The sequence below is a fragment of the Enterobacter sp. AC1 genome (assembly GCF_050434705.1).
Taxonomy (GTDB): domain Bacteria; phylum Pseudomonadota; class Gammaproteobacteria; order Enterobacterales; family Enterobacteriaceae; genus Enterobacter; species Enterobacter cloacae_L.
This window is the reverse complement of record NZ_JBNDIZ010000005.1, coordinates 340779-362169: the sequence shown is the minus strand read 5'-3', so window position 1 is coordinate 362169 and position 21391 is coordinate 340779. Positions and strand designations below refer to the sequence as shown.

At 54.6% G+C, this 21391-nt stretch carries 21 protein-coding genes; 13 read left to right on the top strand and 8 right to left on the bottom strand.

Features of this window, described 5'->3' with window-relative positions:
* From M2433_RS16685 to mdtD, 3 genes are all read left to right on the top strand, one after another.
* The coding region (locus M2433_RS16685) for a hypothetical protein (protein ID WP_133551188.1) at positions 1 to 233 on the top strand (233 nt) is incomplete at its 5' end.
* 170 nt (positions 234 to 403) lie between these two features.
* Complete coding sequence (locus tag M2433_RS16680; RefSeq protein ID WP_047347397.1) at positions 404 to 1111, top strand: FadR/GntR family transcriptional regulator; 708 nt, start codon at positions 404 to 406, stop codon at positions 1109 to 1111.
* Positions 1108 to 2541 carry a multidrug transporter subunit MdtD gene (mdtD, locus tag M2433_RS16675; RefSeq protein ID WP_047347398.1) on the top strand — a complete coding sequence of 478 codons (1434 nt, stop codon included), beginning with the start codon at positions 1108 to 1110 and terminating at the stop codon, positions 2539 to 2541. The genes M2433_RS16680 and mdtD overlap by 4 nt, the downstream gene beginning before the upstream one ends.
* Here mdtD and rbsR read toward each other — a convergent pair.
* The 7 genes from rbsR to kup all read right to left on the bottom strand — a co-directional run bounded on the left by rbsR (position 2507) and on the right by kup (position 10454).
* Positions 2507 to 3499 (bottom strand): ribose operon transcriptional repressor RbsR, encoded by a 993-nt coding sequence (gene rbsR, locus M2433_RS16670; protein WP_429055085.1) that lies wholly within the window; start codon positions 3497 to 3499, stop codon positions 2507 to 2509. The genes mdtD and rbsR overlap by 35 nt on opposite strands.
* Positions 3500 to 3502: 3 nt before the next feature.
* The gene (gene rbsK, locus M2433_RS16665) at positions 3503 to 4432 is read right to left on the bottom strand and encodes a ribokinase (RefSeq protein ID WP_429055670.1); all 930 of its coding nucleotides are present in this window, start codon (positions 4430 to 4432) and stop codon (positions 3503 to 3505) included.
* 106 nt (positions 4433 to 4538) lie between these two features.
* Positions 4539 to 5429, bottom strand: a complete 891-nt coding sequence (rbsB, locus tag M2433_RS16660) for a ribose ABC transporter substrate-binding protein RbsB (RefSeq protein ID WP_010426610.1) — start codon at positions 5427 to 5429, stop codon at positions 4539 to 4541.
* Positions 5430 to 5456: 27 nt separating this feature from the next.
* The gene (gene rbsC, locus M2433_RS16655) at positions 5457 to 6422 is read right to left on the bottom strand and encodes a ribose ABC transporter permease (RefSeq protein ID WP_006808742.1); all 966 of its coding nucleotides are present in this window, start codon (positions 6420 to 6422) and stop codon (positions 5457 to 5459) included.
* Positions 6423 to 6426: 4 nt separating this feature from the next.
* Positions 6427 to 7932 (bottom strand): ribose ABC transporter ATP-binding protein RbsA, encoded by a 1506-nt coding sequence (gene rbsA / locus M2433_RS16650; protein ID WP_429055672.1) that lies wholly within the window; start codon positions 7930 to 7932, stop codon positions 6427 to 6429.
* Positions 7933 to 7939: 7 nt separating this feature from the next.
* Positions 7940 to 8359, bottom strand: a complete 420-nt coding sequence (gene rbsD, locus M2433_RS16645) for a D-ribose pyranase (RefSeq protein WP_429055088.1) — start codon at positions 8357 to 8359, stop codon at positions 7940 to 7942.
* 226 nt (positions 8360 to 8585) lie between these two features.
* Positions 8586 to 10454 (bottom strand): low affinity potassium transporter Kup, encoded by a 1869-nt coding sequence (kup, locus tag M2433_RS16640; protein ID WP_047347404.1) that lies wholly within the window; start codon positions 10452 to 10454, stop codon positions 8586 to 8588.
* A 222-nt stretch (positions 10455 to 10676) separates the two neighbouring features.
* Between kup and ravA the strand changes: the two genes are divergently transcribed.
* Together ravA and viaA are read left to right on the top strand one after the other, a co-directional pair.
* On the top strand, positions 10677 to 12173 hold the full coding sequence (ravA, locus tag M2433_RS16635) for an ATPase RavA (RefSeq protein WP_429055090.1): 1497 nt from the start codon (positions 10677 to 10679) through the stop codon (positions 12171 to 12173).
* Positions 12167 to 13618 carry an ATPase RavA stimulator ViaA gene (gene viaA / locus M2433_RS16630; RefSeq protein ID WP_429055092.1) on the top strand — a complete coding sequence of 484 codons (1452 nt, stop codon included), beginning with the start codon at positions 12167 to 12169 and terminating at the stop codon, positions 13616 to 13618. The genes ravA and viaA overlap by 7 nt, the downstream gene beginning before the upstream one ends.
* On the opposite strand, the gene asnA is transcribed toward viaA, so the two are convergent.
* Complete coding sequence (asnA, locus tag M2433_RS16625) at positions 13619 to 14611, bottom strand: aspartate--ammonia ligase (RefSeq protein WP_063431996.1); 993 nt, start codon at positions 14609 to 14611, stop codon at positions 13619 to 13621.
* 151 nt (positions 14612 to 14762) lie between these two features.
* Here asnA and asnC point away from each other — a divergent pair, with 151 nt between their 5' ends.
* From asnC to atpF, 8 genes are all read left to right on the top strand, one after another.
* A complete protein-coding gene (gene asnC / locus M2433_RS16620; RefSeq protein WP_008500198.1) occupies positions 14763 to 15221 on the top strand; it encodes a transcriptional regulator AsnC in 459 nt (152 codons plus the stop codon).
* A gap of 90 nt (positions 15222 to 15311) precedes the next feature.
* The gene (gene mioC, locus M2433_RS16615) at positions 15312 to 15761 is read left to right on the top strand and encodes an FMN-binding protein MioC (protein ID WP_047347408.1); all 450 of its coding nucleotides are present in this window, start codon (positions 15312 to 15314) and stop codon (positions 15759 to 15761) included.
* Between the two features lie 374 nt (positions 15762 to 16135).
* A complete protein-coding gene (mnmG, locus tag M2433_RS16610) occupies positions 16136 to 18025 on the top strand; it encodes a tRNA uridine-5-carboxymethylaminomethyl(34) synthesis enzyme MnmG (RefSeq protein WP_148420344.1) in 1890 nt (629 codons plus the stop codon).
* Between the two features lie 106 nt (positions 18026 to 18131).
* Positions 18132 to 18755 carry a 16S rRNA (guanine(527)-N(7))-methyltransferase RsmG gene (gene rsmG, locus M2433_RS16605; RefSeq protein ID WP_429055095.1) on the top strand — a complete coding sequence of 208 codons (624 nt, stop codon included), beginning with the start codon at positions 18132 to 18134 and terminating at the stop codon, positions 18753 to 18755.
* 616 nt (positions 18756 to 19371) lie between these two features.
* Complete coding sequence (gene atpI / locus M2433_RS16600; protein ID WP_008500194.1) at positions 19372 to 19752, top strand: F0F1 ATP synthase subunit I; 381 nt, start codon at positions 19372 to 19374, stop codon at positions 19750 to 19752.
* 8 nt (positions 19753 to 19760) lie between these two features.
* Complete coding sequence (gene atpB / locus M2433_RS16595; RefSeq protein ID WP_023309789.1) at positions 19761 to 20576, top strand: F0F1 ATP synthase subunit A; 816 nt, start codon at positions 19761 to 19763, stop codon at positions 20574 to 20576.
* A gap of 49 nt (positions 20577 to 20625) precedes the next feature.
* Entirely contained in the window at positions 20626 to 20865 is a 240-nt protein-coding gene (gene atpE / locus M2433_RS16590; RefSeq protein ID WP_000429386.1) for a F0F1 ATP synthase subunit C, read from the top strand.
* A 48-nt stretch (positions 20866 to 20913) separates the two neighbouring features.
* Positions 20914 to 21384 (top strand): F0F1 ATP synthase subunit B, encoded by a 471-nt coding sequence (gene atpF / locus M2433_RS16585; RefSeq protein WP_014072436.1) that lies wholly within the window; start codon positions 20914 to 20916, stop codon positions 21382 to 21384.
* The last annotated feature ends 7 nt before the right edge of the window (positions 21385 to 21391 follow it).

Sequence of the window (21391 nt, the reverse complement as noted above, 5' to 3'; positions counted from 1 at the left end):
AGAGACTTGGTATTCATTTATTGTCCGAAGACATTAAGAATCCATGTCACTTTGAGTGCCCACACAGATTGTCTGATAAATTGTTAAAGAGCAGTGCCGCTTCGCTTTTCGCTGCGGCGCGGGGTGTGCATATTACGCTTTCCCGCTTCAGAGTCAAGCGTTTATTTTCGCTTTTCTCTGCTGACCCGGCGGCGTGTGTGCCGTTGTTCCGTGTCAGTGGAGGCGCATTATAGGGAGTTATTCCGACGTGACAAGAGGAAATTTAAAAAAAGTTTCTATCCGTGTTTTTTTTCACCAATAGCGGTGAAATCAAGCTACAAATTGTTCTATTTGATGTATCTGCAACCACAATCACATACGAGATGGCATAATTATCAGCATGAATCATTAAGGAATAAAAGCGATGCCATTAAGCGCACAACAGCTGGCCGCCCAAAAAAACCTGTCGTATGTGCTGGCAGAAAAGCTGGCTCAGCGAATTTTAGCGGGTAAATATGCCCCGGGCAGCATCTTGCCGGGTGAAATGGAGCTGGGTGAGCAGTTTGGGGTGAGCCGAACCGCCGTGCGCGAAGCGGTCAAAACCCTAACGGCAAAAGGTATGGTGCTGCCACGCCCTCGTATTGGCACACGCGTGATGCCTCAGAGTAACTGGAATTTTCTCGATCAGGAGCTGCTCTCCTGGTGGATGACGGAAGACAACTTTCATCAGGTCGTCGATCACTTTCTGGTAATGCGCAGCAGCCTTGAACCACAGGCATGTCTTCTCGCCGCCACGCTTGGTACGGCAGAGCAGAAAGCGCAGCTTAACGCGTTGATGGAAGAGATGGTATTCCTGAAAAAACACTTCAACCGTGAACGCTGGGTTGAAGTCGATATGGCCTGGCATGAACACATCTATATGATGAGCGCCAATCCGTTCCTTACCTCTTTTGCCTCTTTATTCCATTCGGTGTACCACACCTACTTTACCTCTATTACACAAGACGAAGTGGTAAAACTGGATTTGCATCAGGCGATAGTGGATGCCATTCAGGAAAGCGACGGGCAGCGAGCCCTGAATGCGTGCCAGGCATTGCTGGCCGCACCAAACCACCAGCAGGTAAATAAATGACAACGAAAAAAGCGCGCAGCATGGCCGGATTGCCGTGGATAGCAGCCATGGCGTTTTTTATGCAGGCACTGGATGCCACGATCCTCAACACAGCGCTTCCCGCTATTGCGCAAAGCCTTAACCGTTCCCCACTGGCGATGCAGTCTGCCATCATCAGCTATACCCTGACGGTCGCGATGTTAATCCCGGTCAGCGGCTGGCTGGCCGACCGCTTCGGCACCCGCAGAGTTTTCATGCTGGCCGTGACGCTCTTTACGCTTGGTTCGCTGGCCTGTGCGCTCTCCTCGTCCCTGACGGAGCTGGTTATCTTCCGCGTACTACAGGGCATTGGCGGCGCGATGATGATGCCCGTGGCGCGTCTTGCATTGCTGCGAGCCTACCCCAGAAGCGAACTGCTTCCCGTGCTTAACTTCGTCACCATGCCGGGTCTGGTCGGCCCGATACTTGGCCCGGTACTCGGTGGCGTGTTTGTTACCTGGGCAAGCTGGCACTGGATCTTCCTGATTAATATTCCGATTGGCGTTGCGGGGCTGCTGTACGCCCGCAAATATATGCCGAACTTCACCACGCCAAGGCGCAGCTTTGACATGGGCGGCTTTTTCCTGTTTGGCCTGAGCCTGGTTCTGTTCTCCAGCGGGATGGAATTGTTCGGTGAGAAAATCGTGGCGACATGGTTGGCCCTGTCCGTCATCCTCAGCGGAATTCTGCTGTTCCTTCTTTATATACGTCACGCGCGCCGTCACCCGACGCCGTTAATCTCCCTCGGGCTCTTTAATACCCGAACGTTTTCCGTAGGGATTGCGGGCAACATTGCGTCCCGTCTGGGGACGGGTTGCGTACCGTTCCTGATGCCGTTGATGCTGCAGGTGGGTTTCGGCTACCCGGCCCTGATAGCTGGCTGCATGATGGCGCCCACGGCAATGGGCTCGATTCTGGCCAAATCAACCGTTACGCAAGTACTGCGCTGGTTTGGCTATCGTAAGACGCTGGTTGGCGTGACGGTCTTTATCGGTCTGATGATTGCGCAGTTCTCGCTGCAATCTGCCTCGCTTCCCGTCTGGATGCTGATCCTGCCGCTATTTGTTCTGGGCATGGCGATGTCGACGCAGTTCACATCGATGAACACCATCACCCTCGCCGATCTGACTGACGAGAACGCCAGTAGCGGCAACAGCGTGCTGGCGGTAACGCAGCAGCTGTCGATCAGTTTAGGGGTAGCCGTAAGTGCAGCGGTGCTGCGTTTTTATGAAGGCTTTGACAGCGCGAATACCGTTGAGCAGTTCCATTATACCTTTATTACCATGGGTGCACTCACCGTGGTGTCGGCACTGGTGTTTATGCTGCTAAAACCGAAAGATGGGCGCAACCTGATCAAAGAACGCCACAAAGCAAAGGCTAAACCGAACCCCGTTCCATCAGAACAGGAGTAAGCTGCAGACGTTGCTGCTGAAGCGTGGGCTGCGCCATACGGTGAATCAGTACATCGATGGCCAGCTCGCCCAGTTCATCCTTCGGCTGATGGATCGTGGTCAGCGGCGGCGTCATGTAGCTTGCCAGTTCGATATCATCGTAGCCGATCACCGCCATATCGTCCGGCACGCGCAGGCCTGCCTGGTACAACGCCTGATAGGCACCAAACGCCATCGCATCATTGCCAATGAATACGGCTTGCGGGCGCTGCGCTTGCGCCAGCAGTTTTTGCATCGCCTCGAAGCCACCGTTAAATTCGAAATCGCCGGTGATTTGGTAGCCCTCAGGAATGGCAAGCCCCGCCCGCGCCATCGCCGACAGATATCCCTCCAGACGCAAACGCGCGGGGGTTTTATCGAGCGGACCGGTAATACAGGCGATGCGGGTATGGCCTTTATCAATCAGATACTGGGTTGCCATGTCCCCGCCCAGCAGGGAGTTATCCTGAATGAGATCGCTGGTGCCGTCGAAGGGCGCCCAGTCCATCATCACCGTAGGAATAGAAGGGTAGCGCTGAATAATCTCTTTCGAGGGCTGATGCGTTTCGGTGCAGAGCAGCAGTAACCCGTCGACCCGTTTTTGCATCAGCGTTTCCAGGTTACGGTTCATGCGCTGCTCATCCCCTTCGGTATTGCACAGCACCAGGCTGTAGCCACGCTCGAAGCAGCTGCGCTCTACGCCGCGAACCAGCTCAGAATAAAAGGGGTTGGTACTGGCGGTGATGAGCATGCCGATGGTGCGCGTCTGGTTCAGCTTTAGGCTGCGCGCCAGCGCCGACGGCGCATAGTTGAGATCTTTAACTGCCGCTTCGACCTTCTCCCGAATCGCCTCGCTGACGAAGCGGTCGTTATTAATCACGTGAGAGACTGTCGAGGTAGAAACACCCGCCAGGCGGGCGACATCTTTCATTGTGGCCAAGCGTTACCCCTGCTGACTTAAGAATTCATCGATCTCTTTACGCCACGGAACGGAAGGCTGGGCACCTTTGCGCGTCACCGCAATCGCCGCGGCTGCGTGCGCGAAGCGGATCGCATCATCCATTCTCTTGCCTTCCAGCAGCGCGGTCACCAGAGCACCGTTGAAGGTATCTCCCGCCGCGATGGTATCAATCGCCTTCACCTTAAAGCCCGGCACGCGACGGCCTTCACCGTTTACGCTTGCCCACACCCCGCGACTGCCCAGGGTGATAATCACGGTACCGATGCCTTTATCGTGCAGCGCTTTTGCCGCACGCGCCGCGTCATCATCATTTTCAACACGAATGCCCGTCAGCTTTTCGGCTTCGGTTTCGTTTGGCGTGATGATGTCCACCAGCGCCAGCAATTCGTCTGATAATACACGGGCAGGGGCAGGATTAAGTACGACGGTGGTATGATTTTGGTGCGCAATTTTGGCGGCGGTCAGCACGCTTTCGACCGGCGATTCCAGCTGCATCAGTAGCGCTTCGGCATTCGCAATACACTCACGCTGCGCTTCAACACGCTCGATGGTTAATGCGGCGTTGGCGCCTGCATGAATACCGATGACATTCTCACCTTCCGCATTGACGAATATCAGCGCCACGCCGGTCGATTCCCCTGCAACAACGCTGACCGGCGCGATATCAATGTTATCGCTGGCGAGCTGTTTGCGCACTCGCTCACCGGTATCGTCATCCCCCGTGCAGGCGATAAACGCGATATTGGCTCCGCTGCGCCCGGCGGCGACGGCCTGGTTGGCACCTTTACCGCCGAATGCCACCTGATACTGGTTACCCGTGACGGTTTCGCCCGGCGTCGGGAACGATTCAAGGTTAAGAATGTGATCGGCATTGATGCTGCCAAGGACGACAAGGTTGCCTGCGGTTTTCATGGTTGGGTTGTCCATCTGAGAGCGCCACCGGTGTTACCCGGTGGCGTATGCCACACTTTTCTTTATTGGTGTCCCTCAGGCAGCCAGCGACTGCCTGAATCGCCTTTTACTGCTTAATAACCAGCTTCAGGTCAACAGGGTATTTGGCCTGAACTTTTTCGCCCTTCAGCACTTTGTCGGCAGTTTCGACGCCGGTCGCGCCAATCTGCTCAGGAAGCTGAGCGATGGTCGCAGCCAGTTTGCCATCATTTACCGCTTTTTCACCATCCGGCGTGCCGTCAAATCCGACAACCATCACATCAGATTTACCTGCAGTCTGCAGGGCACGCAGCGCGCCCAGCGCCATTTCGTCGTTCTGTGCGAACACAGCCTGCACGTCTGGGTGTGCGGTCAGCAGGTTCTGCATGACGTTCAGACCTTTAGTACGGTCGAAGTCTGCCGGCTGGCTCGCCAGCACGTTGAATTTGTGCGCCGCCACTGCCTGCTGGAAGCCTTCGCCACGCTCGCGGGCTGCAGACGTACCGGCAATGCCCTGCAGTTCGATAACTTTCGCGCCTTCGCCTGCTTTCTTCGCGATGTAATCACCGGCGATTTTGCCGCCCAGCACGTTATCAGACGCAATGTGGCTCACGACTTCGCCTTTCGTTGCCTGACGGTCCAGGGTGATTACCGGGATCTTCGCCTGGTTTGCCATTTTAACGGCGTTACCGACGGCGTCAGAGTCGGTTGGGTTGATCAGCAGAATTTTGGTACCACGAACGGTTAAGTCCTGAACGTTAGCCAGCTCTTTCGCCGGGTTGTTCTGTGAATCCAGTACCACCAGGTTGTAGCCCAGCTTGTCCGCTTCTTTCTGCGCACCGTCCTTCAGGGAGACGAAGAACGGGTTGTTCAGGGTTGAGACAACCAGCGCGATGGTGTCTTTCGCCATGGCGTTAGCACTTACGGTTGCGCTCAGCGCGACAGCAGAAACCAGGGTAGCCAGTTTTTTCATGTTCATATCTAAGATGTCCTGTAGTGTCGTCAGTTACTGTTTTTTGTTGTCTACCAGTACCGCCAGCAAAATCACCACTGCCTTAACGATCATCTGGTAATAGGAGGAAACACCTAACAAATTCAAACCATTATTCAGGAAACCGAGAATCAGTGCGCCGATCAATGTCCCAACAATGCGACCTTTACCGCCCGCAAGGCTCGTACCGCCCAGAACCACTGCCGCAATGGCATCCAGCTCATAACCCGTACCCGCCGTTGGCTGCGCGGAGGAGAGGCGCGCCACTTCGATAATGCCCGCCAGAGACGCCAGCAGTCCGCACAGGGAGTAAACGATAATTTTGACTTTATTAACGCTAATCCCGGACAGGCGCGTTGCCGCTTCGTTACCGCCTAGCGCATAGATATAACGCCCCAGACGGGTGTGATGCAGCATGTACCAGGCCGCCAGGAAGACGATAGCCATGATCCAGACCGGCGTCGGGACACCCAGCGGACGACCGATACCGAACCAGCCAAACAGATCGGCGTTGTCGGTAAAGCCCGTGTTTACCGGGCTGCCGTTGGTATAAACCATGGTCACGCCGCGCAGCAACAGCATCATCACCAGCGTCGCGATGAACGCCTGAACGCGGCCTTTCGCTACAATCACGCCGGTCACGGCACCGATCGCTGCCCCGGCAGCCAGCGCAGCTGCCACGGCCACCAGCGCGTTGACCTCAATTCCTACAATTGAAGCGGCTATCGCACCGGTGAGCGCCAGCAGGGAACCGACGGACAGATCGATCCCTGAGGTCAAAATCACCAGCGTCATCCCAACCGCCATAATGGCGTTTACGGAAGTCTGCTGCAGGATGTTGAACAGGTTATTAACGGTGAAAAAGTTCGGGCTCATGGTCGATACAATCGCGATCAGCACCAGCAGGGCAATCAGCGATTTTTGTTCCATCAGCCATGCCTTTGTGAAATAGCGGCGACCAGAAACAGCCTGGGTAGTCATCTTCTTACTCCTGATTCACGCGATTAAGCTTGCCCACAGCGGCAGCCATCAGAACTTCCTGGGTGGCCTGCTCGCGAGTGAATTCACCGCCGAGATGCCCTTCATGCATGACGATAATGCGATCGCTCATGCCTAATACTTCTGGCATCTCGGAAGAGACCAGAATGATGCTCAGACCGTCTGCCTTGAACTGGTTAATCAGCTGGTAGATCTCTTTCTTGGCCCCGACGTCCACGCCGCGGGTTGGCTCATCAAGGATCAGGACTTTCGGGCGCGTCATCAGCCCGCGCGCAATGGCCACTTTCTGCTGATTACCGCCGGACAACAGGCCGATGGCCTGCTCCATCGACGGGGTTTTGACGTTAAAGAGGCGAATAAAATCGCTGACCGCCTGCTGCTCGTCTTTATGCTTCAGCGTACCGCCGCTGTGGCTGAAATAGCGCAGCGCGGTCAGGGACATGTTCTCTTTTACCGACATCCCCAGCACCAGGCCGTCGCGTTTGCGGTCTTCGGAGATATAGACGATGCCGTTCGCCAGACCATCCTGCGGAGAGCGGGTGACCACTTCATGACCGTCGAGGGTGACATAACCGCTGGTGCGCGGCAGTGCGCCGTACAACACTTTCATCAGCTCGGTACGTCCGGCCCCCATCAGGCCCGCCACGCCCAGGATCTCGCCCTGGCGCAGGGTAAAGGTCACGTCGTTCACGCCCGGACCACAGAGGTTATCCACCTTCAGGCGGATCTCACCCGGCGCTTTGTCCAGGTGCGGGTATTGATCTTCAAGCTTACGTCCCACCATCATTTCGATGAGCGTATCTTCTGTCAGCGTGGCCACTTCGCGCTCGGCAATAAACTGCCCGTCGCGGAAGACGGTAACGTCGTCGCAAATCTCGAAGATCTCTTTCATGCGGTGAGAGATATAGACAATCCCGCGCCCCTGCGATTTCAGCTCGCGGATGACGCGGAACAGGGATTCGGTTTCGGTATCGGTCAGGGCGTCGGTCGGTTCATCCATAATGATGACCTTCGACTCAAAGCTCAGCACCTTCGCGATTTCCACCATCTGCTGATCGCCAATCGAGAGATCGCCGACCAGGCGGTCGCTCTTAAAGCGCAGGTTCAGCTTCGCCAGCAGCTTGTCCGCTTCGGCATACATGGTTTTCCAGTCTATTTTGCCGAACCGGTTTACGAACTCGCGGCCCAGGAAGATGTTCTCCGCAATGGTAAGCTGCGGGATCAGATTCAACTCCTGGTGGATAATGCCGATGCCGGCTTCCTGAGAGGATTTCGGGCCGTTGAAGGTGGTCTCTTTACCCAGCCAGACGAGTGAACCGGCATCGCGTTGATAGATACCGGTCAGCACTTTCATCATGGTGGATTTGCCGGCGCCGTTCTCACCCACCAGCGCCATCACGCGCCCTGGGTAGACGTTCAGCGCCGCACCGGAGAGGGCTTTTACGCCCGGGAACGACTTATCGATCCCTTTGAGTTGCAGTAATGCGTCCATGATGGCCTCAGAAGGTGACGCCAGCACAGAGAATAATATTCGCATACGGGGAACACTCCCCGCTGCGAATCACCGCCTGACTGTCTGCGGTTTGTTGTTTGAATTGTTCGTGCGTTGTGTAACGAATTTCTATGGTGTTTCCCTGGTGTTGTTGCAGCTGCTCAAGGTGGCTGAGCAACGTTTCGTGGAGTTGCGGATTATGTTGTTTGATTTCCGCTGCGAGAATGGCCGCCTCAACCTGCATCTCCGCGGTCACCACGTCCAGTACCTGCATAAACGAGGGTACGCCCTGCGTTAACGCCATATCGATACGGGTTGTGCTGCCCGGAACCGGTAAGCCTGCATCGCAAACCACCAGCGTATCGGTATGCCCAAGACGGGAAATAACCGATGAGATTTCTGAGTTGAGTACCGTACCTTTCTTCATTTTCTTGCTCCACTAGCGAAACGTTTCGCTGATGTCAGTTTAATCTCAAGAATGTTCAGAAAACCATCACGACGTAACAGATTTGTGATCGACGTCGAAACGTTTCGCTAAGTGAAATGGAGAGGAGGTAAATGCAAAACGGTAACCCCAGGGTTACCGTTTTTTATGTTTGCGCCCTCTCCCTGTGGGAGAGGGTCGGGGTGAGGGCATCAGGCCGCACAAAGACTTAAATCTCGACCTGCGTCCCCAGCTCAATCACGCGGTTAGGCGGGATCTCAAACTGGTCAGGCGCGCGCAGGGCGTTACGCTGCAGGATGAGGTACAGCTTGCCGCGCAGGCGCAGATACCACGGGCGCTTGCCGATGATCAGCGACTCGTGGGACATAAAGAACGACGTCTCCATCATCCGGCAGCTTAGCCCTTCCAGGCCGCAGCGGTGGAACACCTCTTCCACGTTCGGCGTTTCACGCCAGCCGTAGCTCGCCACCACGCGCCAGAATGTTGGCGACAGCTGCTCGATTTGTACGCGACGCACGTTGTGAACATACGGCGCATCTTCGGTACGCAGCGTCAGCAGAATGACGCGTTCATGCAGGACCTTGTTGTGCTTGAGGTTATGCATCAGCGCAAAGGGAATTACGTTCAGGGCACGAGACATATACACCGCGGTGCCGGGCACGCGAACCGGCGGTGATTTCTCCAGGGAAGCTATCATCGCCTCGAGAGAATTACCGTGCTCATGCATGCGGCGCAGCAGGCGGAAACGCTCGCTTTTCCATGTGGTCATGACGATAAACATCACCAGACCCAGCGTCAGCGGCAGCCAGCCCCCGGAGACAATCTTGTCGAGGTTCGCCGAGAACAGCGGCACGTCGATACACAGGAAGCCCACCAGAATCATCGCCACGAGGAATTTATTCCAGTGCCAGTTTCGGTACGCCACCGTGGTGGAGAGAAGCGATGTCAGCACCATCGTACCGGTTACCGCAATGCCGTACGCCGCCGCCAGGTTGCTGGAGTGCTCGAAGCTGACGATAACAATGACAACAGCGAAATAGAGTAACCAGTTAATGAACGGGATGTAGATCTGGCCCGACTCCATCTCTGAGGTATGGATGATGCGCATCGGTGAGAGGTAACCCAGACGCACGGCCTGGCGTGTCAAAGAGAACACGCCGGAAATCACCGCCTGGGAGGCAATAACGGTCGCCAGCGTTGCCAGAATCAGCATCGGCACCAGCGCCCAGTCAGGCGCCAGCAGGAAGAACGGGTTCTTAATCGCTTCCGGGCTTTTGAGCAACAGCGCGCCCTGACCAAAGTAGTTCAGCACCAGCGACGGCAGCACCACAATAAACCATGCCACGCGGATAGGCAGTTTTCCGAAGTGACCCATGTCAGCATACAGCGCTTCAACCCCGGTGATGGAGAGCACGACCGCACCCAGCGCCACGAAGGAAACCACTTTGTATTCAAGGAAAAAATGCACTGCCCAGTAAGGGTTCAGCGCGTGGAGCACTTCCGGGTTCGCGATAATGCTGCGCAAGCCAAGCGCCGCGAGGATCAGGAACCAGGCGAGCATAATCGGAGCAAACAGTTTGCCCACCAGCCCAGTACCGTGCTTCTGGATCATAAACAGCAGCGTCAGGACAATAATGGCCAGAGGAACAACCCAGGAATCAAGCTGCGGGGCAATAATCTCCAGCCCCTCTATCGCCGAGAGCACCGAAATAGCAGGCGTTATCACCACTTCCCCGTAGAAGAAGCTGCCGCCAATCAGGCCGATAATGACCAGCACGGACGTCATTCTGGCTGAGGTATTGCGCCCTGCCAGGGACATCAGGGTCAGGATACCGCCTTCGCCCGCGTTATCAGCACGCATGACGAAAGAGAGATATTTAACGGAAACCACCAGGATCAGCAGCCAGAAGATGAGTGACAGGAAGCCAAACACGGCATCGCGTTCAACACCAAAGCCAAACTGGCCGGACAGACATTCACGAAGCGTATAAAGCGGGCTGGTGCCGATATCACCGTAGACAACCCCGATCGCCGCAAGCGTTATTGCGGGTAATGATTGCTTATTATCAGTGCTCATAGACTAGTCTTTTCGTTTAAATAACAAATGTGTGCCTAGTCCCTTGGCCCACAAAAAGCGCACAGTATGCACGATTCATTGCAAAATCGTACCCCTAAATGCAACCGCATTAATGTAGCGCAAAGAAAATTGCGCCGCACTTCAGTCTATTACCAGCCCTGACTGAAACGTCTATACTCGCTTCAATTGGCCGCCACGACGGCGAAAGGATGCAAAACTATTATGGCTCACTCACATTTATTAGCAGAAAGAATTTCCCGCCTCAGCAGCGCGCTGGAGAAAGGCCTTTTCGAGCGTAGCCACGCCATTCGCCTCTGTTTACTGGCGGCGTTGAGCGGTGAAAGCGTATTTTTGCTGGGCCCACCGGGCATTGCCAAAAGCCTGATTGCCCGCAGGTTAAAGTTTGCGTTTCAGAACGCCCGCGCCTTCGAATACCTCATGACCCGGTTTTCTACCCCTGAAGAAGTTTTTGGCCCGCTCTCCATTCAGGCGCTGAAAGACGAAGGGCGCTATGAGCGTTTGACGGCGGGGTATTTGCCTGAGGCAGAGATTGTTTTTCTTGATGAGATCTGGAAAGCGGGGCCGGCTATTCTGAACACCCTGCTCACGGCGATAAACGAACGGCGCTTCCGCAACGGTGCCAGCGAAGAGAAAATCCCGATGCGCCTGCTGGTGGCCGCGTCAAACGAACTGCCTGAAGCCGACAGCAGCCTGGAAGCGCTGTATGACCGCATGCTGATCCGCCTGTGGCTGGACAAAGTACAGGATAAATCCAACTTCCGCTCCATGCTGGTCAGCCAGCAGGATGAAAGTGAAAATCCGGTATCCGCTTCGCTGCAGGTCACGGATGAGGAGTATCACCAGTGGCAGCAGGATATTGGCAAAATCAAGCTGCCAGACGCGGTCTTCGAGCTGATCTATCAGCTGCGCCAGCAGCTCGATCTGCTCCCCTCTGCGCCCTATGTCTCCGATCGCCGCTGGAAAAAGGCGATCCGCCTGCTGCAGGCCAGCGCCCTGTTCAGCGGGCGCGATGCCGTAGCGCCAATCGATCTGATCCTGCTGAAAGACTGCCTCTGGCACGACGCGGAAGGCATGAATCTGATGCAGCAGCAGCTTGAAATTTTGATGACCGGACACGCCTGGGGGCAGCAGGCGATGCTCACCCAGCTGGGGGCGATTGCCCAGCGGCGCATTCAGCTCCAGCAGCAGCAAAGCGATAAAACCGCGCTGAAAGTGAATCGCCTCGGGGGAATGTTCGCCCGCAAACCGCACTATGAACTGCCCACCGAGCTGACCAGCCCAACGCTGACGCTGTTGCTCCAGCAGCCGCTCAAACTTCATGATATGCAGGTGGTGCACGTTTCCATTGAGCGCGAGGCCCTGGCGCAGTGGCTGGATAAAGGCGGAGAGATCCGAGGAAAGCTCAACGGCATCGGTTTTGCGCAGCCGCTGAATATGGAAGTGGACAGCAGCCAGCACCTGGTGATCCGCGACGTAAGCCTGCAGGGCTCGCGCCTTGCGCTTCCGGGAACCGCTTCCGACAGCGTCCCCGAAGTGATTAAGCAGCAGCTGGAAGCGCTGGATACAGAATGGCACCAGCAGCACACCCGCTTTAGCGAGCAGCAAAAATGCCTCTTTATTCATAGCGACTGGTTAGGTCGCATCGAAGCCAGCCTGCAGGATGTAAGCGCACAGATCAAACAGGCGCGTCAATGCTAACCCTGGATACACTTAACGTTATGCTGGCCGTCAGCGAGGAAGGGTTGATCGAAGAGGTGGTCATAACCCTTCTGGCTTCGCCGCAGCTGGCAGCCTTCTTTGAAAAATTCCCGAAGCTTAAAAAAGCGATGACGGACGATCTGCCGCGCTGGCGGGAAAACCTGCGTCAGCGGTTCAAAGAGACCGAGGTTCCGCCGGAGTTAACGGACGAAGTGGCTTGCTATCAGCAGTGCCAGCGGCTCTCCACCTCGCAGTTTATCGTCCAGCTACCGCAAACCCTGACGCTGCTCGACAAGGTCCACTCTCCGTTTGCCAGCCAGGCCCGGACGCTGGTTATGGATAACGCCACGTTTACCCCCGCCCTGCACACCCTCTTTTTACAGCGCTGGCGCCTCAGCCTGGTCGTTCAGGCCACGACGTTAAACCAGCAGCTGCTGGATGAAGAGCGCGAACAGCTGCTCAGTGAAGTTCAGGAGCGCATGACCTTAAGCGGCCAGCTTGAGCAGGTGCTGGTGGAAAATGAGAACGCCGCAGGGCGTCTCTGGGACATGAGCGCCGGTCAGCTTCGCCGCGGGGATTATCAGCTGATCGTCAAGTACGGCGATTTTCTGGCGCAGCAGCCTGAGCTGATGAAGCTTGCAGAACAATTGGGGCGATCAAGGGAGGCAAAGTCGGTCCCAAAGAAAGATGCCCCGATGGAAACCTTCCGCACCCTGGTGCGTGAACCGGCTACCGTGCCCGAACAGGTCGACGGGCTCCAGCAGAGCGATGACATTTTGCGCCTGCTGCCCACGGAGCTGAGCACGCTCGGGATGACCGAGCTGGAATATGAGTTTTACCGTCGACTGGTGGAAAAGCAGCTCCTCACCTACCGGCTGCACGGCGAAGCCTGGCGCGAGAAGCTCAGCCAGCGGCCGGTGATTCATCAGGATTTTGATGAACAGCCGCGCGGTCCATTCATAGTTTGTGTGGATACGTCCGGATCGATGGGCGGGTTTAACGAACAGTGTGCAAAGGCGTTCTGCCTGGCGCTGATGCGCGTGGCGCTCGCCGATCGCCGTCGCTGCTTCATCATGCTTTTTTCCAGCGAGGTAGTGGGCTATGAGCTAACCAACCAGCAGGGGCTCGAACAGGCGATTCGCTTTTTAAGCCAGCGTTTTCGCGGCGGTACCGATCTGGCCAGCTGTTTTCGCAGCATCGTTGAGCGGATGCAGGGGGGAGACTGGTACGACGCTGATGCGGTGGTAATTTCTGATTTTATTGCCCAGCGGCTGCCGGATGACGTAGTAAATAAAGTGAAGGAGCTGCAGCGGGTGCATCAGCACCGTTTCCATGCGGTGGCGATGTCCGCCCATGGAAAACCCGGCATCATGCGCATCTTCGATCATATCTGGCGCTTTGATACCGGGTTGCGTAGCCGCCTGCTCAGACGCTGGCAGCGTTAATTACAGAAGAGAGCCAACGCTTTCGCGCACCTGCTGCGGCCAGACACCACACTGAACCTGGCCGATATGAGGCAGCTGCAGCAGCAGCATGGTCAGTCGGGACTGGCCGATACCGCCGCCGATGGTCTGCGGCATTTCCCCGCGCAGCAGCGCCTGATGCCACTCTAGTTTGAGACGATCTTCATCGCCGGTGACCGCCAACTGGCGCTTCAGCGCGTCAGCATCCACGCGGATCCCCATAGAAGAAAGCTCGAATGCGTCTTCCAGTACCGGGTTCCAGACCAGAATATCGCCGTTCAGACCGGCATAGTCGCGCTCGCCCGGCGTGCTCCAGTCATCATAATCCGGTGCACGGACGTCGTGGCGCTTGCCATCAGACAGCTTGCCGCCGATACCCATCAGGAACACTGCCCCCAGCTCTTTGGCGATCGCACGTTCACGACCTTTGGCATCAAGATCCGGGAAACGACTCAGCAACTCCTGGCTGTGCACAAAGTGGATCGTTTCCGGCAGGAACGGTGCCAGACCAAACTCTTTGCTTACTGCTGCTTCGGTAGCTTTGATCCCGGCGTAGATCGCCTCAACGGTAGCTTTCAGCGTCCCCACGTGACGCTCGCCATCACCCATTACGCGCTCCCAGTCCCACTGGTCAACGTAAACGGAGTGAATTGGAGACAGGCGGTCTTCATCGGGGCGAAGGGCTTTCATGTGCGTGTAGAGCCCTTCGCCCGCGCTGAAGTCGTGTTGTCCCAGGGTTTGACGCTTCCATTTCGCAAGGGAGTGAACCACTTCGAACTGGGCGTCTGGCAATGTTTTCACTTTTACCTGTACCGCTTTTTCGCATCCAGAAAGGTTATCCTGCGTCCCATCACCCACACGGCTGAGAATAGGTGCCTGAACTTCAATCAGACCCAGCTTGTCTTCCAGCTGGCGGGAAAAATGGGATTTAACGAAACTGATCTGGCGTTGTTTTGCGATGTAAGCGGTTTTCATTATTTATACTCCTGCGTCCTGTTGGTATTGATTAAGCAACAGAAATGGCACCTGATTCAATAACCCATCAACAAAAAGCCGCCTTCACTTTTAATTCGATAAAATTAGACGCTAGAATAGAGTGATTCATTAATCTTCATAAGAAAAAGCTATGGAAAATTATCAGATCGACAATCTCGACCGCGGCATTCTGGAGGCGTTAATGGCCAATGCCCGTACCGCCTACGCCGAACTGGCGAAACAGTTTGGCGTCAGCCCGGGAACCATTCACGTTCGCGTAGAGAAGATGAAGCAGGCGGGGATCATTACCGGTGCACGCATTGACGTCAGTCCTAAGCAGCTGGGTTACGACGTCTGCTGCTTCATCGGCATCATTCTAAAAAGCGCAAAAGACTACCCCTCCGCCCTGGCGAAGCTGAACGCGCTGGATGAAGTCACCGAGGCGTACTACACCACCGGGCACTACAGCATCTTTATTAAGGTCATGTGCCGATCCATCGACGCACTCCAGCAGGTACTTATCAACAAGATCCAAACAATCGATGAAATTCAGTCCACCGAGACACTGATCTCCCTGCAAAACCCGATCATGCGTACCATCCGCCCGTGATCGGGCAAATTCATTCCCACATTTTCCACAGGTAGATCCCAGCTCGTTCACAGCGTACAATGGCCGTCTCTTTATCTGGGCGAGCGATCAATGGCGGACATTACCCTTATCAGCGGCAGCACCCTTGGCGGTGCGGAATACGTAGCGGAACATCTGGCTGAAAAGCTAGAAGATGCGGGCTTTTCCACACAAACCCTGCACGGCCCGTTGCTTGAAGATCTCCCGACTGACGGGGTCTGGCTGCTGATCACCTCCACGCACGGCGCGGGCGATCTGCCGGATAATCTGCAACCTTTATATGACGAACTGCTGGAACAGCAGCCCGACCTGTCAAACGTCCGTTTTGGCGCAGTGGGGATCGGCAGTCGTGAATATGACACCTTTTGCGGGGCAATAGAGAAGGTCGAAGCCGCTGTCACCTCCTGCGGAGCAAAACAGCTGGGTGAAACGCTCAAGATCAACATCCTCGATCACGACATTCCGGAGGATCCGGCTGAGATCTGGGTCGCGGAATGGAAAAATTTACTCAAAAACGATTAAAGATCGCGCGAACAGATGTGGATAACTCTGGTTAAAAGCTCGTATTAACCCGTAGTTATCCAAAGAACAACCGTTGTTTAGTTTTTGCCCTGTGCATAAAGTCGCGATATGATCCCAGCTTATACGGTCCAGGATCACCGATCATTCACAGCAAACGATCCTTTCTAACCGTATGATCTTCTTTATGAGATCGGACTTATCCACACAGGTTCGCGATCCTAATAAGAGATCACAATAGAACAGATCTCTAAATAAAAAGATCTTCTTTTTAATAGCCCAGGATCCCAATGCTTTCTCGAAAGACTAAAGTTGAGTAGAATCCACGGCCCGGGCTTCAATCCATTTTCATACCGCTTTACGCGAGGCAGACCACCATGTTTTATCAGGATCCTTTTGACGTCATCATCATTGGCGGGGGTCATGCAGGCACTGAGGCCGCAATGGCCGCAGCGCGTATGGGTCAGCAGACCCTGCTTTTGACACACAATATCGACACGCTGGGACAAATGTCCTGTAATCCGGCGATTGGCGGCATTGGGAAAGGACACCTGGTAAAAGAAGTGGATGCACTTGGCGGCCTGATGGCGAAAGCGATCGATCGGGCTGGCATCCAGTTTAGGATACTAAACGCGAGTAAAGGTCCTGCCGTGCGTGCGACCCGTGCTCAGGCAGACCGCGTGCTTTACCGTCAGGCTGTGCGTACCGCGCTGGAGAATCAGCCGAACCTGATGATCTTCCAGCAGGCCGTTGAAGATCTTATCGTTGAGAACGATCGCGTTGTCGGCGCCGTAACCCAGATGGGCCTCAAATTCCGCGCGAAAGCCGTAGTGTTGACCGTGGGCACATTCCTTGACGGTAAAATTCATATTGGACTGGATAACTACAGCGGCGGTCGTGCTGGCGATCCGCCGTCTATTCCACTGTCTCGCCGTCTGCGCGAACTGCCGCTGCGCGTTAGCCGCCTGAAAACAGGCACGCCGCCGCGTATTGATGCCCGCACCATTGATTTCAGCGTGCTGGCGCAACAGCACGGCGATAACCCAATGCCGGTCTTCTCGTTTATGGGCAATGCGGCGCAGCATCCGCAGCAGGTGCCGTGCTACATCACGCACACCAACGAGAAAACCCATGACGTGATCCGCAACAACCTCGATCGCAGCCCAATGTACGCAGGGGTGATCGAAGGGATCGGACCGCGCTACTGTCCGTCGATCGAAGACAAAGTGATGCGCTTCGCCGATCGTAACCAGCACCAGATCTTCCTGGAGCCGGAAGGGCTGACCTCAAATGAAATTTACCCGAACGGCATCTCCACCAGCCTGCCGTTCGACGTGCAGATGCAAATTGTTCGCTCAATGCAGGGCATGGAGAACGCAAAAATTGTTCGCCCTGGCTACGCTATTGAGTACGATTTCTTCGATCCGCGTGACCTGAAGCCAACCCTGGAAAGCAAATTCATCCAGGGTCTGTTCTTCGCGGGCCAGATTAACGGCACCACCGGCTACGAAGAAGCCGCAGCGCAGGGTCTGCTTGCCGGTCTGAACGCCGCCCGTTTCTCTGCCGAGAAAGAGGGCTGGGCACCGGGGCGTTCCCAGGCTTATCTGGGCGTGCTGGTTGACGATCTCTGCACGCTGGGTACCAAAGAACCGTACCGTATGTTTACCTCTCGCGCGGAATATCGCCTGATGCTGCGCGAAGACAACGCCGACCTCCGTCTGACCGAAATGGGGCGTGAGCTGGGTCTCGTCGATGACGAGCGCTGGGCGCGCTTCAACGAGAAGCTGGAGCGTATTGAACAGGAACGTCAGCGCCTGAAAACGACATGGGTGAATCCTCAGGCGGAAACCGCAGCTGAAGTGAACGCTCACTTAACAGCGCCGCTGTCACGTGAAGCCAGCGGCGAAGATCTGCTGCGTCGCCCTGAAGTGACCTACGAGAATCTTGTCAAACTGACCGCGTTCGCGCCGGGCCTGGAAGACGCTGAAGCGGCAGAGCAGGTTGAGATCCAGGTGAAATACGAAGGCTACATCGCGCGTCAGCAGGATGAGATTGAAAAACAGCAGCGCAACGAAAACACGCTGCTGCCGGAAATGCTGGACTACCGTCAGGTCACAGGCCTTTCCAACGAAGTGATCGCCAAGCTGAACGATCATAAACCGGTGTCGATTGGCCAGGCGTCCCGTATCTCGGGCGTTACCCCTGCGGCGATTTCGATCCTGCTGGTTTGGCTGAAAAAACAAGGTATGCTGCGCCGCAGCGCGTAACGTTTGAACATCGCCCGGTAGCGCTGCGCTTCCCGGGCCTACAGAACCCCGTAGGGCGGGTAAGCGAAGCGCCACCCGCCAGTAAGCATCTCAACAGGTATTCACCGTGCTCAATAAACTCTCTCGTCTGCTGGATCAGGCAGGTATTTCGCTCACCGATCACCAGAAAAACCAGCTGGTGGCCTATGTCGATATGCTGAACAAATGGAACAAAGCGTACAACCTGACGTCGGTACGCGACCCCAACGAGATGCTGATTCGCCACATTCTCGATAGCATCGTGGTTGCGCCGTATCTGAAAGGTGAGCGTTTTATCGACGTGGGGACGGGCCCTGGTCTGCCGGGCGTTCCGCTGTCGATTGTTCGCCCTGAGAGCCATTTCACGCTGCTGGACAGCCTTGGCAAGCGCGTACGCTTTTTACGCCAGGTGCAGCATGAGCTGAAGCTTGAGAACATCACGCCCGTGCAGAGCAGGGTAGAGGAGTTCCCGGCGGAGCCGCCGTTTGACGGTGTTATCAGCCGCGCGTTTGCTTCGCTCAATGATATGGTGAGCTGGTGTAAGCATTTACCCGCAGAGAATGGCCGCTTTTTTGCGCTGAAAGGGCAGCTGCCAGGCGATGAAATTGAACAACTTCCGGACGGTTTTGCTGTTGAATCCATCGAGAAATTAAACATTCCTCAGCTCGATGGGGAACGTCATCTGGTGATAATTAAGCCAAACAATTTTTAAAAAATTAATAAAAAATGTGGAATTTGTGCTGTTCTTAGCATGTTAAAAAACAGCACAACTACCGGGGTTTTACCGGTGAGCTTTTAACCTCTTTTTCACTAAGGTTTTTCTTACGGTTAACGTAGCGCCTATTATTTACCGTGAAGATAGTCATCTGTGAAAATATAAGTCTGCTAAAAGTGGAAAGCAGCAACCAGAACGCAATGTTAATTATTTATTAAGAATGTCAATAAAAGGTTTTTATTGTGTACCGGGCTGTTTTGAAAATAGTTACGACGTTTTGCTTTTAATTTCATAAAGATAAAATTATGCGATTTGCGTCTTTGATAAATACAACCTTATCGCAAATGTGTGTTTTGTGATCTCGTGCACGCTTTATCGTCAACGTTTTCGCGCTGTTTGCAGTTTTGGTCGAAGGTTTGCGCTTTCAGCGAAAGTTAAAAAATAGCGGTGGGGAAAAATATTTAAACATTTATTCACCTTTTCGCTACTTAATGTTTGAAATCACGGGTGCGCACCGTATAATTTGACCGCTTTTTGATGCTTGACTCTGAGCCTTAAAGGACGTTTTATACGACACGCGGCATACCTCGAAGGGAGCAGGAGTAAAAACGTGATGTCTGTGTCGCTCTTGAGTAGAAACGTTGCTCGTAAGCTTCTGTTCATTCAGTTTCTGGCTGTGATAGCAAGTGGACTGCTGTTTAGCCTCAAAGACCCCTTCTGGGGCATCTCCGCCGTGTGCGGGGGTTTGGCAGTTGTGCTGCCAAACGTGTTGTTTATGATTTTTGCCTGGCGTCATCAGGCGCATACACCCGCCAAAGGCCGCGTGGCCTGGTCCTTCGCCCTCGGCGAAGTGTGTAAGGTGTTGCTGACCTTTGCTCTACTGGTGATGGCGCTGGCGGTTTTGAAAGTGGTCTTCATGCCGCTGATAGCAACGTGGGTTTTGGTGCTGGTGGTACAAGTTCTGGCTCCAGCTGTAATCAATAACAAAGGGTAAAAGGCATCATGGCTTCAGAAAATATGACGCCGCAGGATTACATAGGTCACCATCTGAATAACCTTCAGCTGGACCTGCGTACATTCTCGCTGGTGGATCCACATAACCCCCCGGCCACCTTCTGGACGATCAACATCGACTCCATGTTCTTCTCGGTGGTTTTGGGTCTTCTGTTCCTGGCCATGTTCCGCGGTGTTGCTAAAAGAGCGACCAGCGGTGTACCAGGGAAATTCCAGACCTTCATCGAAATGATCATCGGCTTCGTCCATGGCAGCGTCAAAGACATGTACCATGGTAAGAGCAAGCTGATTGCTCCGCTGGCCCTGACCGTGTTCGTTTGGGTCTTCCTGATGAACCTGATGGACCTGCTGCCAATCGATCTGCTGCCGTTTATCGGCGAGCACATCTTCGGCCTGCCTGCGCTGCGTGTTGTACCGTCTGCTGACGTGAACATCACCCTGTCGATGGCGCTGGGCGTGTTTATCCTGATTCTTTTCTACAGCATCAAAATGAAAGGCGTAAGCGGCTTTGTGAAAGAGCTTACCTTGCAGCCGTTCAACCACTGGGCGTTTATTCCGGTCAACCTGATCCTGGAAGGCGTTAGCCTGCTGTCCAAACCTGTTTCACTGGGTCTGCGACTGTTCGGCAACATGTATGCGGGTGAGCTGATTTTCATTCTGATCGCGGGTCTTCTGCCGTGGTGGTCACAGTGGATTCTGAATGTGCCATGGGCCATTTTCCACATCCTGATCATTACGCTGCAAGCCTTTATCTTCATGGTTCTGACGATCGTCTATCTGTCGATGGCGTCTGAAGAGCACTGATTTTTTACCAACACTACTACGTTTTAATTGAAACAAACTGGAGACTGTCATGGAAAACCTGAATATGGATCTGCTGTACATGGCTGCCGCTGTGATGATGGGTCTGGCGGCTATCGGTGCTGCGATCGGTATCGGCATCCTCGGGGGCAAATTCCTGGAAGGCGCAGCGCGTCAACCTGATCTGATTCCTCTGCTGCGTACTCAGTTCTTTATCGTTATGGGTCTGGTGGATGCTATCCCAATGATCGCTGTAGGTCTGGGTCTGTACGTGATGTTTGCTGTCGCGTAGTAGTAGTTTTAAAACCCTAAGCCACAGAAATTAAAGAGGTATTGTGCTGTGAACATGAACGCAACAATCCTCGGCCAGGCCATCGCGTTTATTCTCTTTGTCTGGTTCTGCATGAAGTATGTATGGCCGCCTTTAATGGCTGCCATCGAAAAACGTCAGAAAGAAATTGCTGACGGTCTGGCTTCTGCAGAACGCGCTAAGAAAGATTTGGACCTTGCACAGGCCAACGCGACAGACCAGCTGAAAAAAGCGAAAGCTGAAGCTCAGGTTATCATCGAACAGGCTAACAAACGCCGTTCGCAGATCCTGGACGAAGCCAAAGCTGAAGCAGAACAGGAACGTACTAAGATCGTGACACAAGCTCAGGCTGAAATTGATGCCGAGCGTAAACGTGCTCGCGAAGAACTGCGTAAGCAGGTTGCGATTCTGGCTGTTGCTGGCGCCGAGAAGATCATCGAACGTTCCGTGGATGAAGCTGCTAACAGCGACATCGTGGACAAACTTGTCGCTGAACTGTAAGGAGGGA